Below are 17,554 nucleotides of genomic sequence, written 5' to 3'. Positions count from 1 at the left end.
AAGATGGACACAAGTACAAAAATCCTTATCGTTGAAGATAATTTTATTGAAGCCAATCATTTGAGATTGATGCTGAAAAATGCCGGATATTCTGTCTTGGGAATTGCCCGAAGTGTGCCCGATGCAAAGGAAAATATCCGTAAAGAAAAACCTGGTTTAGTTTTGCTTGATATTTTTTTGATGGGAAAAGAAACGGGGATTGATTTGGCTAAATTTTTAAAAGAAGAAAACATCGGTTTTATTTATCTGTCTGCAAACTCAGGTGAAGACATTCTGAGCGAGGCAAAAGCGTCTCATCCTTACGGTTTTTTGGTGAAACCTTTTCGTGAAAAAGATCTTCTGATTATGATGCAAATTGCTGGTTATCATCAGAAATATAATATCGAATCTTCCGTCAGAAAAGAACAGTTATTTCAGAGACAGCTTAAAAATTTAGTGTCAAATTTTGAAACTTGGGACGAATATTTGCAAAAGATTTGTACTTCATTGCAGCCATTAATTCCATTTGATTTGATGGTTTCTCTGTACATGACGGATGACCAAAGTAACAATATTCTTTTCGGATTTTTACGAACCGGCTTCAATGAATATCAGAAAATTACACTAAAAGGTTTTCAGGAATTAACAGATTTAAAGCTTCATGAATTGATTGATATTTTAAAAAATACAATCACGGAAGAAAATATCCGCATATACGACGGGAAAGATTTTCAGCAAGAGAAAATGCGGCCGGCACTTCATAAAATTACTGCCAATTTTTTAGGCATGAAATCGAATCTTACGTTGCCGATTCCTTTATCCATAAGCAAAAAGGGTAAGTTTATTTTTTCATTTTACAGTAAAAATCCATTGATTTTCGATGACGCGCACGTTGAGATTTGTAAAAGGTTGCAAGATAATTTTATTTATAATGTTGAAAATATCATTGCCCAGCAAAATGAAAATTCGAGAATAACAGAAACATTAAAAACATCAGACAACGGTTTCGAAGGAATTATCGGAAAAAGTCCCGTTTTATTAAGCGTTTTTGATTTCATAAGTCAGGTTGCACCGACAGATACAACGGTTTTAATCACCGGAGAAAGCGGAACCGGAAAGGAGAAAATTGCCAATGCGATTCATTCTTTATCATCAAGACAGCATCAATCTTTTATTAAAATAAATTGTGCGTCTTTGCCTGCAAGTTTAATCGAGTCCGAGCTTTTCGGGCATGAAAAAGGTTCTTTCACTGGTGCTCTAAGTCAGCATATCGGAAAATTTGAAAAGGCAAATAACGGAACTTTATTTTTAGATGAAATTGGAGAAATTCCATTAGAAATTCAGGTGAAATTATTGCGAGTTTTGCAGGAAAAAGAAATTGAAAGAGTGGGAAGCAATAAATCGATAAAAGTGGATATCAGAATTATCGCTGCAACCAACCGTAATTTGGAAAAAGAAGTTGCAGAAGGCAGATTCCGACTGGACCTATATTACAGATTGTGCGTTTTTCCATTGCAATTACCGGCTTTGAGAGAACGCAAAGAAGATATTGGAATTTTAGCTCAATATTTTATTAAAAAATTCTGTGAAAAATTGGGTAAAAACGAATTGCGTTTGTCACCCGATTCTTTAAAAAGTCTGTTAACTTACAATTGGCCCGGAAACATCAGAGAATTAGAAAATTTAATAGAACGAAGTGTGATTTTAACGAAAGGAGATGATTTAATCATTACCCCGTTACCTGCAACAATTACTTTAAAAAACAGCGACAATGACACCGAAATCTGGCAAGATAAAACCATTGAGGAAAATGAAAGAATCCACATTCTCAACGTTTTGAATAAATGCGATGGCAGAATACGAGGCGAACAAGGCGCTGCCAAAATTCTTGGAGTTCCGCCGACAACATTAGCTTCTAAGATGCTGAAATTGGGCATTAAAAGAAATCATTATTAGAATTATTGAGACTCTTTTAATATTTAAAATGTCTATAAAGTTTGTCATTCTGAAAGAATCTAGGCGCGAATTTTCCCTTTTATTCTCTATTACTAGGTTCAAATCCTTTCAGTAAGACAAGCAGAATTGATAAGTTATTAATAATTTAAACTTTAACGAAATTTTAACATTTATTAATTTGGAACGATCGTTCCGTTATTGTAATTTTGTCCCATCAAATTTTAATAACAACAATTTTAAACATTTTTAAAAATGAAAAATTTAGAAAACAAAGTAGCGATCGTAACAGGTGGAAACAGCGGTATCGGATTGGCTACAGCAGCAGAATTATCTTCAAAAGGTGCAAAAGTAATTATCACAGGAAGAGACAAAGAATCTCTTGCACAAGCAGAAGCAGATTTGAACGTAAAAGGAATTTTGGCAGACCAAACAGATTTGAAATCGATTGATAGTTTGGTAGAGCAGGTTTCTTCTCAATTTGGAAAAGTGGATATTCTGTTTTTAAATGCAGGTATTGCAGCTTTCGCTCCGGTAGATTCGGCTTCAGAAGAACATTTTGACAGCATCATGAATGTGAATGTAAAAGGAGTTTATTTCACTATTCAAAAATTATTACCAATTCTTAATGATGGGGCTTCAATTATTTTAAATACTTCGGTGAATGCTCATTTAGGAATGCCAAATTCAAGTGTTTATGCAGCAAGTAAAGCAGCGGTGTTATCTTTAAATAAAGTTTTTGCGGTAGAGTTGGCTTTAAGAAAAATCAGAGTAAATGCAGTTTCTCCCGGTCCTGTTGAAACTCCGCTGTATGGAAAATTAGGATTATCAAACGAAGAAGTAGAGGGGTTTGGAACTGTTTTAGGGGAAAAAATTTTATTGAAAAGATTTGCACAATCCAGCGAAATTGCAAAGACTGTAAGTTTCTTAGCTTCAGATGATTCTTCATTCATCACAGGAACAGAAATAATTGTAGACGGTGGTTTAACAGTGAATCCGGTAGTCTAAAATTTTTTTCTTATATTTCGGAATGATTGTTCCTGAATTTTCGTATCTTTGTAAAACAATTTAAAGTAGAAAAATCATGGCGAGAAATAAAGAATTCAATGAAGATCAGGTTTTAGACAAAGCGATTGAGATTTTTTGGCATAAAGGGTATAACGGAACTTCGGCGCAGGATCTGGTAACTCATCTTGGTTTGAGCCGTTCCAGCTTGTATGATACTTTTGGAGATAAGCAGAAATTGTTCGTTTCATCTTTAAAAAAATATCAGAAACAATCTCAGGATCAAATTATAGCACTGTTTGAGGCTTCTGAAAATATTAAAGAAACACTGCATAATATTTTTAAACAAGCAGTTACCGAAAGTCTGGAAAACCGCATTACAAAAGGATGTTTTATGGTCAATACTTCAATCGAACTGGCGATGCACGACCCCGAAATTGCCAAAATTGTACAAAATAATACCAGAATAATGGAAGATATTTTTACAAAAGCCTTGCAAAGAGGTCAGGATTTGGGACAGATTTCTAAGAACATGGATGCGAAAACTTTAGCGAGATTTATTTTTAATAATTATTCCGGGATTCGCGTTTTGGCTCGAACGGGCGAATCTGATAAGCAAATTTATGACGATATTGTGAAAGCAATTTTGTCGGTGTTATAAAACGAATACCTCATTATAAATTTTTTGATGTTTATGATGAGGTATTTTTTTTTGAAAATGTATTTACATTTAAAAATTATTTAACAACGCTGTTTATATAATTTTCCAGATTTGTATATCCTGTATTTGTAACGATGGATGCGTCTGCAGAATCATTTATTTTTAAATTATTTTTGATTTCCCAAGTATCCGGAATTCCATCCTTGTCTGTATCTTTTAGCTTTGATATTTCCTGCTTTACTTTAGGTTGTCCTCCTGCATCTGCTTCAGTTCTAAAGATCTGACTATTCTTGCCTAAACTTTTAAAATAACCGATAATTCTTTTGTCAACGTCATCTCGTTTTATTGATGAACCTGCTTCTGCCATTACTTTTTTCAATGCATCTGCGGCAGGATCGATGGTAAGATTACTTCTTGATAAAGCTGAAGGTTCCTGTACCAATGTTGCCGTTTGTTTCGTAAAATCAGCATCGGTAACCAATCGACCGTTTACTTTTCCGTCTTTGTTGAGATCTGCATAATTATCTTTGTGATAAACATGATCTGTAGGAGTAAACATACTTAAAAAATCATCGGTAGAACTTGGTCCCGCAATGAAATAATTGCCCACAATATCCTGATAATGTTCGGTCGCAGAATGACCTCCCACAAAAGCACTTTTACCCCAATTGTAAACTACATTATTTACATATTCTATTTTTGCTTTTGCTTTGGGATTTCGGCTTTGGTTTCCTGTCCACAGACAATGATGAACCGTCATATCTACAGGATTTTCCAGCAAAGCTCCAAAACGCTGCGGATCTATACCTTCACCGATAAGACAATATTGAAACGTAACATTAGTGCTGTTTTTCACATGTAAATTATCCCATCTTCCCCATTCAATGGAAACGTGGTCGAAAATAATATCCTTTAAATTATCCGCAATGACTGTACAGCCGCCTTTGGGCATATTAATACTTCCTCTGAACCTGATATATCTGATAATGGAATTGCCTCCAAAAGAAACACTGTTTCCATAAACAGTAATTCCCGTTCCCGGTGCGGTTTGTCCTGCAATCGTAATTCCTGATGCTGCTGTAATTTTTTCTTTAATTTTAATCACTCCTGCCACATCAAAAACAATAGTTCTACCGCTTTCACTCACCGCATCTCTAAATGAACCTTTACCTGTATCGTTGAGGTTGGTTACATGATAAACTGTTCCGCCACGTCCGCCGGATGCAAAACGTCCAAAACCTTCAGCATCGGGAAAAGCGATTTGCTGAGAATAAGCTAATTTAAAGCTTGAGCTTAATAAAAATAGGGATAAATATAATTTTCGTAACATAAAGTAACGGGCTTGATTATTTTAAGGTAATTTATTTAAGTTTTCCACTTTTACATTCCAGTTTCCATTTTGAGGAAATCCCGGTGCATTGTTTTTGGGTGCATTATCCCAACCGCCTGCCATTAAAGCAACTGCTGCAAGAAAAGCGCTGTTGGCGGGTAAATAAGCAGGGCAGGTTAGGGGTTCTTTGGAGCGTTGTACATGTCCGTTCTTTAAAAATACGGCTCCAAATTGAGTATTGCATAAAATATCAACTGCCTTTTCCTGTTCGCCCAATCGAGCCGCTGTCATAGCTCCTTTTCCCAGACTCCAGCTTACAAAACTTCTTAAACCATTACGTTCATAGATAGCATTAAAAGTATTGTGCATGATTTGAGGATCAATTAATGGTGTCTGCGGTAAATGTCCCAGACTCATCAACATTGCAGATGAAAATCCACCTTTTCGATTATACATTTCCGGATCTGTTTCCATTTCAAGATATTTTCCGTCTTTTATGGTTGGATAGGATAATTTTTTCAATACTTCGTCCCATTGTAGATTTCTTGTCAGACCCATACAAACACGCCATTCTTGTGCGACTTTCAGTCCGTAATACCATTGTGTCAGTTCAAAGGTTGGATTTTGTGTTGTGTTTTCATCTGTACTCTCATTCACGCTTTTCAATGGTGGACCTAGAATATAACGATCTGTTTTTTGATCATAAAAGGCGTAAGAAGCCAGAAATTCAGCGGATTCGAATACGATGTCACTATACTTTTTTAAGGTTTCTTCATTTGGATGTGCACGATAAATTAATTCAGCCAAATAAATCGGATTAGGCTGATTCCAGATGATAAAAGGATTGATTCCGCCGGGAGTTGTTCTGCCGTCCAAACCAGCCATTTTTGACCATCTTGCACCTTTAAAGCCTTCTCGCTGAGCTTCTTTCAAGGCAAGAGGAAGTACTTGTTTATACCAATTAAAGCTTTTTTCCAGTAAATCTGTGTGATTCCATTGATAAAACTGAGCTGCATGCCACCAATAAACCTCTGAATTATGTTTTCCGTACCAACTGATGTGTGTTAAACCTGTTTCCTGCGGAGGAAAAGAGCCTGCGTAATTGACTTTCATTAAATATTGCGAAAGGATAACTCTTCTTTCCAGTTCATCGGCACGTGGATCTTTACTGCCCGAAAAATCTACGGCACCGCCTTTCGTCCAATAATCTTTCCATGCAAGAGCACTTGATTTACGAACTTCTGTAAATGATAATGAAGTTTGCTCAATAGGTGTGGATGAAAATTGACAAACAATCTGCAAGCTGTCTGAACCTTTCGCATTTAGGGAGAAATGATGGGCTCCGTTCGTTTCAAATTTTGCCTTTCCTATCCATGATATTGATACATAGTAAGTTGTGGTGTCGATTATTCTTTTTAATAAAACGTTGTTGTTTTTTGATTTAATGATAATTGTTTGATGCGAATTAGGTTGAGACCAGTCAAAAGGAGGTTTATTTTTATTGGATAAATCATAAGAATAAGGAAAGCGAAAGGCAGGTTTCAATCTACCATCCTTTAATAAAGATGATTTAATATTAAAAGCGACAATACTTTTTTCAGGGCTGCTGACAGTTTCTACCGAAGTCTGCTTTCCAATCAATTGGTAAGAACTTGTAAGAAGTCCCTGCCAAAGATCAAGTTTTTGATTAATCTGACTTAAATCTGATAATTCAATAGGCTTACCATTTTCTTTTACCAGACTAATTTGCCCAAGAGGAACAGGATGAGGATTTTTTCTAAAATATACACCTGCTTCGCTTTTTTCTTCACTTGCATACATAATCTTACGCCCATGAAAATCAATTGGTTTCATAGCATCTTCTAGCTTAAGATTTTTTGTATTCGGAAAAGAATGCCAAGCCCAGGTAGCAAGTGTTTCGAGCGGAATTCCGTTTTTATAATAATATTGTTCCAGTGACTGCAGTCCCGTAACATCGGCTGTATAGGCAAAATCACCGTTGCCGACAGATAGTGGGGCCAAAGGATCAATCTCTTTTAAGATCACATTATGTCTGTTGACCAAGCTAAATCTGTCTATAGACTGCGCGTTAATTTTTAAATAAAAAATAAAAAATAAAACAGTAAAGAGAAACGAAACTCTCTTTGCTAAGGAAACAATTGGTGAAATTTTGTCAGCAAAAGTTGGTACAAAGTATTCAGGCTGATTCACATATTTGATTTACAGCTAAATTACCATGAACCGATTAATGGAGTATCCTGCACTTTAGGCTTTTATATTTTGCTTTAAATAATTAAAATTAGCGAAAAAAATAAAGCTCCTAAATTCAGGAGCTTTCATTATAGTTTCATCTGTTTTTTATAATTCGATGGTTGATCCTATTTCAGGTAAATGAAGTTGTAAACCGTTGTTTTTAAAGTCATTTAAAGCTTTTTCTTTGTCTAAAACAATAAATCCGAATGTGTCGTAATGAACGCCCATCACATGGCTTACTCCAATAAGCTTTGCCGCAGCAATCGCTTCTTCAACACCCATTGTCAAAAGATCTCCAATTGGGAATACGGCAAAATCTGGCTGGACAAAATCCACGACCAATTTCATATCAAGAGAAAGAGCTGCATCGCCGCTGTAATAGAAGTTTCCTTCTGAACTACTGATGACAAATCCACTTGCGATACCGCCATACGTGCCATCATCAAAACTGCTGGAATGCTGGGCAAAGACACATTTTACCGTTCCAAAATCAAAAGCAAATTTTCCTCCGGGATTCATTGGGAAAGCATTTTCAACGCCATTTTTTGTGAGCCAGAGATAAATTTCAAAGTTCCCGATTACTTTTGCTCCGGTATTTTTTGCAATTCTGATGGCATCAAAAATATGATCGTAATGTGCATGAGAAATAAAGATATAATCGGTCTTGATGTTGTCTACATCAATATGACTTGCCAAACTGTTTTGCGTAATGTAGGGATCAAAAAGGATGTTTTTTCCATTAATATTTGCCGAAAAACATGAATGTCCATAATAAGTTATTTTCATATTAAATAATTTTTTGGTTAATTTTTTTTCTAAAAAGCAAGATCCAGTTTTATCTCCAACCGACCTCCGTCTGTAGAATTGAAATAAGCGATGTTTGCTGTTGTAAGTCCCGCAATATTCAAAAATAATCCGCCACCTTGCGAAGTGTGCCATTTGTTGGATATTTCGTGATCGATCCAGACTCTTCCGTAGTCGAAACCTCCATAAATACCAAATGATAAAGGTAAAATTCCATTTTTAAACCTTCCTAAAGATAATCTTAAATCCGTAGTTTGATAATAAGAAGATTTCCCACTGAAACGCTCGGTTCTGAAACCTCTCAATCCTTCATTTCCTCCTAATGTAGCGGCTTGATAAAATTCAAAATTATTATTAAAAATATAATTGGCTTTTAGTTTTGTAGCGGCAACCATCGTTCCTTTTCTATTAATTTTTGTTGTTAAACGGAATTCGGGAGTGACAAATGCAAAACCTTTATCTTTAGAAAAATTGGCGGTGTAACCCGTTAAAATACCAAAACCAATTCCTTTTTTGGGGGAAGAGGAAGCATCAAAATTAGAATAAGAATATCCAATTTTAAGGCTGTAAAAATCCTGTCCGTTAAATAGATAAGGATTTACACCTGCAATGTTTACAAATCTTCCGGGAGTTTCTTCCAGCTCTATGTTTTCATACTTGATGGCAGCTTGCAACCTACTTCCGTAATAGTTTTTGTATATTAATAAAGGTGAAATCCAACGGTTTCTCATACGAACACGATTGTATTCCATGTCATCGTTGTCGTTCAACGTATTATTTCCTAAACCGAAAAAATTGTTGGTGTAATTGGGGGTGGTATAACCTGCATTTATACCAAGATTTAAGTTTTGAATAACGTGAGCAAATTCTCCTGAATATTGAATATTTAAGCCTCCCGTTGCTGTATAATAAAATGCAGAAAGACTGTGCAAAGCAGTGAAAGGATTTCTTACCAAATCGTTTTTTGTATAATTAAATGTAGCTCCTAATGCAACCCCATCATCCGGATTATAACCGATAAAAGGCAATATAGCATGCATATCTCTTCGTCCTTTCATGAAATCATAATTGTTGACATTGTAATTGTCAGTCAGTGTTTTAACGACTTTTGTTTCAAAGGTATTTGGTTTTGATTTTTGATCATAGACATGAATTCTGTGGCAATTTTCAATGCGATAAGTATCATTATTTTTTCCTCCAATTATTTTAATCGGGATTAAATTTTTTCCGTCGCCAGTTACTTCAAAAACATCTTGATCGTCTAACCCGTAAATCCAGATTTCTTTGGTGATTTTGCGATCATATTCTGCATCCCAAAACGGAGTAGATTTTATTCCGTTTTTTATTCTGTAACCTTTTACGCTTGTAATGCCGTTCGGAAATCTTGTAATGACAAACCAATCATCTTTTTCCGTTCCAGTGATGGTAACGAATGATCTTAAATAATGATATAAATTACGCGAATGTTCTTCTATTCCTGCGATTCTTTCGATTAATGCTTTTTTTACGTTCTCTTTCTTTTTAGCATCAACTCCGTCAGGAATTTTACTGAATGCTTTTTCTACAATATCATCAGAAAGATGTTCTTTAATATATTTTGCTTCACGCACCCAATCTTCCTCCGAATCGTGGCGCAGAACCATTCTGTCTAAATCGTCACCTGCATCATTAAACCATCGGATATGTTTATAATTTCCGTCATAGCGTTGCATAAAACGCATCGGAGGAGCAAGAGTTCTAATAAGACTTAAAATCGGACCATCAAAATCCGAATAAACCTGATCTCTGTCGCGAGGAATCGGGCTGTACATCAAAGTTCCGTCTTCGGATTTATCTTCTGCCCATCTCCATTGGTCTGAATGTCGATCGAAATCTCCCAAAATATTGTCTAGCAAGCGACTGCGAATGTAAAGAGATTCGTTGATGGATATTTTATCTTTTCGCTCCAATTTTTCTACCAAATCCGGAGTTCCGATAATTTTATCATGAGACCCGAAACCATCAGAAATTTGTTCTTCAATATAATAAATTTTATCACCATAATCATCATTATAACCATTCAATGCTTTTTGCTTGGGAATGTAGAATAATTCTGGTTTTGCGTGTATAATTCCAATAGCTTCTGAAATTTCGGGAACAGTTAAAGAAGCGTAAGGATTGGCGGTTGTCCAATAATCCTGCAAAAGTTGAAGGAAATAAGTATCCTCTAAATCCGGATCAAGATACTGTGTTTTAAAAAGAAAATATTGAATAAATCGAAGTGAACTTTTTTTCACATTTCGCATTGTGTATTCCTTGCCCGAACTATCTTTTAATCTTAAAGAATTGGTTTGATGACCGCCTCCTTTTCGCAAAACCTCCAAACCTCCATATAAAGTGTCTAGTAATGCAGTTTTTACCTTTATAGGAGTGGTGTAGTCTTTGCGATAATGGGCTCCCCAAAGAGACGTGTATAATTTCGAATGCTTGAGTTCTTCCGGTTCGTATATGGATTTGTAAACATATTCGGGAGTGGCTTTCTCATTGTATTCTTTGGTTTGTGGTTGAGCATCTGCAGCTACAATTTCGGTCTCAAATAAAGGAGTGGAGAATTGATTTTTTGAAGTATAAAAAGCCAGTTCAACCGAGCCATCTGTAAAGGAAGTAATTTTAGCAAAACCTTCATCATTAGAACTGAATTTAGAATTAAAACCATTTTTCACCTTACTTCCTGAATTTGCACTGCCGCTCACGATAATCGGAATTTCCCTGTCGTTGATATACTGAAGGTTGGGTTCGTGACCAGCTACAAAAACCACATTTTTAAAGCGTTGAGCAAGAGTTATCAGTTTATCACTAAATTCTTTATAATGTTGTTATTGATTTGCTGAGGATTAATACCAAACGAAAAGAAATTATTGTATTTACCATAAGATGCGGGAGGGTGGCATAAAGCGATAAGAACTGTCTTATTCTGACTTTTTACGATCTCGCTTTCTACTTCATTGTAAAATGCAGTTTTGTTTTTAATATCGCATTCGTCATTGATGTTTGGAAATTGATCCCAATTCATAAGTGCCCATTCAGAATCGATCATGAGAAGATCGATAGTATTATCAATGGTTATTTTTTTTACGGGGCATCCGTCTTTTGGCAGGAAAACTTTGTTGTTTCCAAGATTTTTACTGATGAAATCCTGTTCCTGCTTAATTCCGTTTACTCCTTTTTTCCATTCTGTAGATTCGGGAATAAAAAAAATATTTCCATTAAAATTTTTTAAAAAAGATAATTGATGATCGAGTCTTTCAAGAGATTCATTATTGTTTTTATCAAACCCGGAAGGCTGAACATTATTGCCTAGAAAAAGCACCGTTGTATTTTTCGATGACTGTGATAACTTTCCCAACATGCTAATGACCTCGCCATTATCCTTACCATATCCAAGATTACCCGTTGCATAGATAGTATGGGAAATACTCTTTTTATCCTGTGCCTGAGCCGTAATGGCAACCAGCAAGAGCAAGAATAGACTTGTTCTCATGATAATTAGTTTTAGTATTAATCTATAAAATTAATATATTTAACTCAGTAAATCAATAGGTTAGTAGTAAATAAATCAGGTATTTTTATGTTGAGTTTTAAATAACATATTCAATTGAAAATAAAACTTTTCGCCAAAAAATTGGAGTATGTATTTAAATTCAATTTAAAAAATATTAATATCAAATAAGGAAATTCGACTACAACAACCTGACATTCGGTTACAATCTTCCTTTGAATTTTGCAGAATTTTGTATCAACAAAGTAAAAGATAATAAAATGAAAGTATTTGTAACTGGAGCATCAGGATTTATCGGCTCTGCGGTAGTAAAAGAATTAATTGGTGCAGGACATGAAGTGATCGGATTGGCACGTTCAGAAGCATCAGCAAAAATAATCAGCGATGCAGGTGGAGAAGTTTTATTAGGCGATCTTGAAAACCTCGACATTCTCAAAAAAGGCGCTTCTTTGGCAGACGGAATTATTCATACGGCATTCATTCATGATTTCTCACAATATCAAAAGGCAGGACAGGTTGATGCGACTGCGATTAATGCTATGGGAGAGGTTTTACACGGTACAGATAAACCTTTGATTGTGACTTCAGGAATGCTGGGACTTCCTCCAATCGAAGGTTTTATCAGAGAAGAAAGTTCAGCCGAAAATTCACCGCGTACTTCCGAAGCTACAGCATTGGCTTTGGCAGAAAAAGGAATTAATACATCAATTATTCGCCTTCCGCCTTCCGTTCATGACAAAGAAGATAAAGGTTTTATACCTTTTATTATAGGTTTGGCGCGAAAATCAGGAGTTTCCGCATATCCTGAGAATGGAGAAAATCGCTGGTCTGCAGTTCATCGATTGGATGCGGCTCGTGCATTCAGATTGGCATTGGAAAAAGCTTCCAAAGGCACAATTTACAATGTTGTAGGAGATAATTCCATAGAAACGAAAAAAATTGCAGAAGTTATTGGCGAAAAATTAAATCTTCCGGTTCAGTCAGTTTCAGGAGATGCGATTGCACAGCATTTTGATTGGATGGGACGTTTTATTTCATTTCAGGGAGCGGCAATAGGAACAAAAACCGAAAAACAATTAGGCTGGAAACCGATTCATATCGGTCTTCTTGAAGATATGCAGGAAAATTATTTCTAGGGTGCTTATTCAATTTATTTGGAGCTTAATCCCGCTTTCCGCACTCGCTATTTTTTTGGTGTTTTGGCGCGGCAGCGAAGCTGCCGCGCCAAAACACCAAAAAAATGAGCTCAAACAAATGCTTCAATCGGGGCTAATAACTTACGAATGTGAAAAAGTGAATAGTCAATTTACGTCGTAAGTGAATTGTAAATTTTAGCACAAAAATTGACAAGCAAAGCGGATTGACGATTCATCATTCACAATAATATTGAAAAATCATTACATTAGATTATGGAAAACAAGAAGCCCATCAGATTAAAAACCATTAGCGAATTTCATGCATCCCGCGGTTTGCCTCCACCGGAGCATCCATTAATCAGCGTGATTGATTTTGGAAAGGTTCCCCGAGCGAAAAGTAATGACAGTTGGATATTCGATTTTTATCAGATTGCACTCAAAAGAGGAATCGATTTCAAAATGAAATACGGACAAAAAGAATACGATTTTGATGATGGAGTGATGGGTTTTATAGCTCCCAATCAGGTTTTTAAAATTGATATTGAAGTGAATGCGACAAATAACCGTTCAGGCTGGATGTTGCTTGTTCATCCGGATTTTTTGTGGAATACACAATTAGCCAAAACCATCAAACAATATGAATATTTTTCCTATTCTATCAACGAAGCCTTATTTTTATCCGAAAAAGAAGAAAAAATTCTGAATAATATTATTACAAATATTCAGCAGGAATATCATGCCAATATCGATCAGTTCAGCAAGCAGATTATTATTGCTCAGATCGAAGCGTTGCTTGCTTATGGTGAAAGATTTTATAATCGCCAGTTTATCACGAGAGAAAAATCAAACCACCAGATTCTTGAAAGTTTAGAAAAGTTATTAAGCAATTACTTTCAAAGTGACGATCTTATTTCCAAAGGTCTTCCAACGGTTCATGATATTGCAGGCAACTTGAATATTTCTCCAAAATATTTAAGCTCATTGCTAAAAATTCTTACCGGGCAAAGCACACAGCATCACATTCACAACAAATTAATAGAGGTTGCGAAAGAAAAATTATCGATCACTAATCTTTCAGTCAGTGAAATCGCCTATGAACTTGGTTTTGAGCATTCTCAGTCTTTCAGCAAGTTATTCAAGGAAAAAACTGGCCAAAGTCCATTGGAATTTCGATTAGGGTTTAATTAATTTAATGAAGAATCATAAAATAAAAAACTGTTTCATTGGTGAGACAGTTTTTTTTTGAGTTTAGTATTTCGAGATATGAGATTTTATCAAAACCATTTTAAATTATTAATCCTTGTTTTTTCTGTTTATTGACCAATACTTTATAAAAGCGAGTAGCGAAATCAGGATTAAGCTTCAAAAAAATTAACTTGATCCTTAATAGATCATGAAAATTGAAATTATACAAAAATTAAATAGACAATATTGTCTATTTAGATGTAGATTTGTCTCATGAAACAACGAGGACAAGTCGTGATCGACAAAATATTGGATACGGCTGACAGATTATTCTATTCGCAAGGCTACAGCAATACGGGAATCAATCAAATTATTGATGAAGCGGATATCGCCAAAGCATCTTTATACAAACACTTTGAGACGAAAACAGATCTTTTGGTCGCCTATATAGAGCGTACACACCAGCTTTGGTTTTCAAGACTGGAAGCTGCTGTCAATAACGTTTCAGATCCTAAAGAGAAAATTTTAGCGCTTTTCGATCATCACACGCAACGACAGGAAATCAGGCAATTTGGGGGATGTCCTTTTATTAAAGCCAATGATGAAGCCGGAACAGACGATCCTCGTTTTATCGCTGAAATTCAGGCAACAAAAATTCACAGCAAAGAATTCATCAAAATGTTGGTTGAAAACTCTGGACATAAGCAAGTACTGTCGGATGAAGAACTGGCGGAAACGATTTATGTAATGCTCGAAGGTTCAATCGTAACGGCTTCTGTTTTTAAAAAAGCCGATGAAATTCAATCAGCAAAAAATATTATTAAAAAGTTGATTTAAAATGAATGAAATTAAAAATAAATGGCTCGAGCTCATCATCGTATTATCTGCGCCATTACTTTCTGTAATTGATGTTTTTATCATTAATGTTGCTATTCCTACGATCAAAAAAGGAGTTCACGCAACTGATGGTGAAATGCAGCTTGTCATTGCAGGATACTTGCTTGGTTATGCCGCTTTTCTGATAACTGGAGGTAGAGCAGGCGATCATTTCGGAAGAAAAAAGGTTTTCTTTTGGGGAATGTTTGCGTTTACAGTAGCTTCATGTTTATGCGGATTGTCACAATCTGCTTTTCAACTGAATGTGACGAGATTTTTTCAAGGTTTAAGTGCTTCATTTATGGTTCCGCAGACGATTGCATTTATTCAAGTGTTATTTACTGACACAAAAGAACGTGCAAAAGCATTTGGTTTATACGGGATTACTTTAGGAACTGCTGCTGTAATCGGACAGGTTTTAGGAGGTTATCTTTCTGATATGCATTGGTTTATCGAAGGGTGGAGATTGGTTTTTTTCATTAATTTACCCATCGGAATTGTAACACTTTGGGCAACATATAAATACGTCACTGAAACCAAAAAACATCAAAGCACAAAATTCGATTATACAGGGATTTTAATCTTGACTCTGGCTTTATTTTCTCTTATTTATCCTTTAATACAGGGGCGTGAAGCGGGTTGGCCATTGTGGAGTTTTGGTTTGCTTATTTTGTCGGTTTTACTTTTTATTTTCTTTATTTATAATCAGAAAATTAAACTTTCTAAAGGTGAAAATCCCTTAATTGATGTAAGGTTATTTAAAATAAAAGACTTTAATATCGGTTTGGTTGCAGTATTATTTCACTTCATGTTACATACAGCTTATCTATTGTTGAGCGCGGTTTATCTGCAAAACGGATTGGGTATTTCGGCATTAGATTCAGGATTATACTTTATCGTTCCGGGAATTTTATTCATCGTTTCTTCCGTAATGGCTTCGAGATTAATTGTAAAATTCGGAAAAAGAGTATTACAGGTTGGGGTGGTTATTTTATTGATAGCATTTTCTCTTCAAATGATGCTCTGGAAGCCGGGAATCAGCAATTGGTTAATCATCGGATTGATGGGAATGTGGGGATTTGGAAACGGATTGGTACTTCCTTCATTATTAAATGTTGCCCTGAAAAACGTACCTTCACAATATGCAGGAGCGGCGGCAGGAATTTATTCAACTTTTCAGCAAACAGCTTCTGCATTGGGAGTCAGCATTATTGGAGGTGTATTTTTCTACTTTTCTAAAGATGGTTGGCAAACAGCTTATCATTTCGGAATTACTTGTTTATTAATTTGCGTTGTCATGGTAGGATTAATGCTTCAATTGCTTCCCAATATAAAAAAAGAAACATCGAAAATAGCATCAGAACAACATGGAAGAGCAGAAACAGTTGATGTATAAAGATATTCCGTCACCAGTCGGATTGATAAGAGTTATTGCTTCAGATCAAGGACTGGTAGCCATTATTTGGGAAGGTGAGAATTATAATAGAACCAAACTTCCCGAACCTGTAAAAGATGAAAATCATCCAATTTTGTTAGAAACCGAAAAGCAATTAAATGAATATTTTGAAAATAAAAGAACCGTTTTCGATATTCCTCTTGATTTTAAAGGCACAGAATTTCAGGTGAGAGTTTGGAAAGCGTTGTTGAAAATTCCTTATGGTGTTACAAAAACGTATGGCGAGTTGGCAAAAATTTTAGGATATATTAAAGCTGTTCGAGCTGTCGGTGGAGCTTTAAATAAAAATCCGATTTCTATTATTGTACCATGTCACAGAGTGATTGGAGCTTCGGGAAAATTAGTCGGTTTTGCAGGTGGTTTGAAGAATAAATCTATTTTGCTCGATCTGGAACAGGGATTTACAATGCCGAGTTTATTTTGAAAATATAATTTAAACAGCAAGTGTTTAAGCAGCAGTCACATTAGTTTTGAATTAAATATTAAAAAAGATCATATAAGCTAAATTAAAGATTTTTAAAGACTAAGTTTTTTTCTACACAGATTGATAATTAATCTTAAAAATTTTAATATGTTAAATTTTTGTTGCTAAATAAAAAATAAAGCAAAATTTAAATAATGAAGAAAAATATAAACATTCTGCAAGCCAAAACCTTCAATCTTCAAAACTTTCAGGAACTATGCGATCATCTGGCAAATAATGATTCAGATTTAAAATTAATTATAGAAAATCATGGTTATCCACCAATGTGGACGCGCGAAAATACTTTTGAAACGCTGGTTCATATTATTTTGGAACAACAGGTTTCTTTGGCTTCTGCTTTGGCAACTTTAAATAAATTAAAAGAAAAACTTACAACAATTACTCCTGAAAATATTCTCAAACTCAATGATGAGGAAATGCGGGAATGTTATGTAAGCCGACAGAAAAATATCTACATTAAAGGTTTGGCAAATGCGATTGTAAACGGTGAAATTGATCTTGAAAATCTTCCGAAATTATCTAATGATGAGGTTCGAAAAACATTGGTTAATTTAAAAGGAATCGGAAACTGGACGGTTGATGTTTATTTAATGTTTACCCTTCAAAGAACGGATATTTTCCCAATCGGAGATCTTGCTGCAGTAAATGCATTGAAACGTCTGAAAAATTTACATTTAAAAACAACAAAAGACGAAATTCTTATTGTTAGCGAAAAGTGGAAGCCTTTCAGATCGGTTGCCTCAATGCTGTTATGGCATTATTATTTGTCCAGTCCTATGAAAAAAAATAAATAATTATTGACACATCTGTTTGCATTATTTCCTGTTTTGAGTTTGTATCACAGCCGAATGAAACAGTATATTCGACAGATATTTCCATTCTAGATTTTTCAAC

14 protein-coding genes are annotated in these 17,554 nt (G+C 35.1%); 9 read left to right on the top strand and 5 right to left on the bottom strand.

Going from position 1 to position 17,554, the window contains the following annotated elements:
* Nucleotides 1–3 precede the first annotated feature (3 nt).
* From ACKX2A_RS03590 to ACKX2A_RS03580, 3 genes are all read left to right on the top strand, one after another.
* Nucleotides 4–1,935, top strand: a complete 1,932-nt coding sequence (locus ACKX2A_RS03590) for a sigma 54-interacting transcriptional regulator (RefSeq protein WP_415327668.1) — start codon at nucleotides 4–6, stop codon at nucleotides 1,933–1,935.
* Nucleotides 1,936–2,187: 252 nt separating this feature from the next.
* Nucleotides 2,188–2,940 carry an SDR family oxidoreductase gene (locus tag ACKX2A_RS03585; protein ID WP_415327667.1) on the top strand — a complete coding sequence of 251 codons (753 nt, stop codon included), beginning with the start codon at nucleotides 2,188–2,190 and terminating at the stop codon, nucleotides 2,938–2,940.
* A 76-nt stretch (nucleotides 2,941–3,016) separates the two neighbouring features.
* Entirely contained in the window at nucleotides 3,017–3,598 is a 582-nt protein-coding gene (locus ACKX2A_RS03580; RefSeq protein WP_415327666.1) for a TetR/AcrR family transcriptional regulator, read from the top strand.
* A 76-nt stretch (nucleotides 3,599–3,674) separates the two neighbouring features.
* Here the strand turns inward: ACKX2A_RS03580 and ACKX2A_RS03575 are convergent, their stop codons facing one another.
* The 5 genes from ACKX2A_RS03575 to ACKX2A_RS03555 all read right to left on the bottom strand — a co-directional run bounded on the left by ACKX2A_RS03575 (nucleotide 3,675) and on the right by ACKX2A_RS03555 (nucleotide 11,505).
* Nucleotides 3,675–4,928: a pectate lyase family protein gene (locus ACKX2A_RS03575; protein WP_415327665.1), complete on the bottom strand. Its 1,254-nt coding sequence runs from the start codon at nucleotides 4,926–4,928 to the stop codon at nucleotides 3,675–3,677.
* Nucleotides 4,929–4,949: 21 nt separating this feature from the next.
* Entirely contained in the window at nucleotides 4,950–7,139 is a 2,190-nt protein-coding gene (locus tag ACKX2A_RS03570) for a hypothetical protein (protein WP_415327664.1), read from the bottom strand.
* 147 nt (nucleotides 7,140–7,286) lie between these two features.
* A complete protein-coding gene (locus ACKX2A_RS03565; RefSeq protein WP_415327663.1) occupies nucleotides 7,287–7,967 on the bottom strand; it encodes a metal-dependent hydrolase in 681 nt (226 codons plus the stop codon).
* A gap of 29 nt (nucleotides 7,968–7,996) precedes the next feature.
* Entirely contained in the window at nucleotides 7,997–10,783 is a 2,787-nt protein-coding gene (locus ACKX2A_RS03560; protein ID WP_415327662.1) for a phosphoesterase, read from the bottom strand.
* Between the two features lie 26 nt (nucleotides 10,784–10,809).
* Nucleotides 10,810–11,505: a hypothetical protein gene (locus ACKX2A_RS03555; RefSeq protein ID WP_415327661.1), complete on the bottom strand. Its 696-nt coding sequence runs from the start codon at nucleotides 11,503–11,505 to the stop codon at nucleotides 10,810–10,812.
* 278 nt (nucleotides 11,506–11,783) lie between these two features.
* Between ACKX2A_RS03555 and ACKX2A_RS03550 the strand changes: the two genes are divergently transcribed.
* The 6 genes from ACKX2A_RS03550 to ACKX2A_RS03525 all read left to right on the top strand — a co-directional run bounded on the left by ACKX2A_RS03550 (nucleotide 11,784) and on the right by ACKX2A_RS03525 (nucleotide 17,454).
* Nucleotides 11,784–12,659 (top strand): SDR family oxidoreductase, encoded by an 876-nt coding sequence (locus tag ACKX2A_RS03550; protein ID WP_415327660.1) that lies wholly within the window; start codon nucleotides 11,784–11,786, stop codon nucleotides 12,657–12,659.
* Between the two features lie 273 nt (nucleotides 12,660–12,932).
* Nucleotides 12,933–13,847, top strand: a complete 915-nt coding sequence (locus ACKX2A_RS03545) for a helix-turn-helix domain-containing protein (RefSeq protein WP_415327659.1) — start codon at nucleotides 12,933–12,935, stop codon at nucleotides 13,845–13,847.
* A gap of 270 nt (nucleotides 13,848–14,117) precedes the next feature.
* Nucleotides 14,118–14,681 carry a TetR/AcrR family transcriptional regulator gene (locus ACKX2A_RS03540; protein WP_415327658.1) on the top strand — a complete coding sequence of 188 codons (564 nt, stop codon included), beginning with the start codon at nucleotides 14,118–14,120 and terminating at the stop codon, nucleotides 14,679–14,681.
* Nucleotide 14,682: 1 nt separating this feature from the next.
* Nucleotides 14,683–16,116, top strand: coding sequence for an MFS transporter (locus ACKX2A_RS03535; protein ID WP_415327657.1), 1,434 nt, complete (start codon nucleotides 14,683–14,685; stop codon nucleotides 16,114–16,116).
* The gene (locus ACKX2A_RS03530; RefSeq protein ID WP_415327656.1) at nucleotides 16,088–16,600 is read left to right on the top strand and encodes a methylated-DNA--[protein]-cysteine S-methyltransferase; all 513 of its coding nucleotides are present in this window, start codon (nucleotides 16,088–16,090) and stop codon (nucleotides 16,598–16,600) included. The genes ACKX2A_RS03535 and ACKX2A_RS03530 overlap by 29 nt, the downstream gene beginning before the upstream one ends.
* A gap of 194 nt (nucleotides 16,601–16,794) precedes the next feature.
* The gene (locus ACKX2A_RS03525) at nucleotides 16,795–17,454 is read left to right on the top strand and encodes a DNA-3-methyladenine glycosylase family protein (protein ID WP_415327655.1); all 660 of its coding nucleotides are present in this window, start codon (nucleotides 16,795–16,797) and stop codon (nucleotides 17,452–17,454) included.
* Nucleotides 17,455–17,554: the final 100 nt, after the last annotated feature.

This window comes from Chryseobacterium sp. MMS23-Vi53 (genome assembly GCF_047651245.1).
Lineage (GTDB): Bacteria > Bacteroidota > Bacteroidia > Flavobacteriales > Weeksellaceae > Chryseobacterium.
This window is presented reverse-complemented; position numbering and strand designations above follow the sequence as displayed.

Coding starts and splice junctions, on each gene's coding strand:
- ACKX2A_RS03590 (WP_415327668.1), top strand. CDS start 4: ATGGACACAAGTACAAAAATCCTTATCGTTGAAGATAATTTTATTGAA.
- ACKX2A_RS03585 (WP_415327667.1), top strand. CDS start 2,188: ATGAAAAATTTAGAAAACAAAGTAGCGATCGTAACAGGTGGAAACAGC.
- ACKX2A_RS03580 (WP_415327666.1), top strand. CDS start 3,017: ATGGCGAGAAATAAAGAATTCAATGAAGATCAGGTTTTAGACAAAGCG.
- ACKX2A_RS03575 (WP_415327665.1), bottom strand. CDS start 4,928: ATGTTACGAAAATTATATTTATCCCTATTTTTATTAAGCTCAAGCTTT.
- ACKX2A_RS03565 (WP_415327663.1), bottom strand. CDS start 7,967: ATGAAAATAACTTATTATGGACATTCATGTTTTTCGGCAAATATTAAT.
- ACKX2A_RS03555 (WP_415327661.1), bottom strand. CDS start 11,505: ATGAGAACAAGTCTATTCTTGCTCTTGCTGGTTGCCATTACGGCTCAG.
- ACKX2A_RS03550 (WP_415327660.1), top strand. CDS start 11,784: ATGAAAGTATTTGTAACTGGAGCATCAGGATTTATCGGCTCTGCGGTA.
- ACKX2A_RS03545 (WP_415327659.1), top strand. CDS start 12,933: ATGGAAAACAAGAAGCCCATCAGATTAAAAACCATTAGCGAATTTCAT.
- ACKX2A_RS03540 (WP_415327658.1), top strand. CDS start 14,118: ATGAAACAACGAGGACAAGTCGTGATCGACAAAATATTGGATACGGCT.
- ACKX2A_RS03535 (WP_415327657.1), top strand. CDS start 14,683: ATGAATGAAATTAAAAATAAATGGCTCGAGCTCATCATCGTATTATCT.
- ACKX2A_RS03530 (WP_415327656.1), top strand. CDS start 16,088: ATGGAAGAGCAGAAACAGTTGATGTATAAAGATATTCCGTCACCAGTC.
- ACKX2A_RS03525 (WP_415327655.1), top strand. CDS start 16,795: ATGAAGAAAAATATAAACATTCTGCAAGCCAAAACCTTCAATCTTCAA.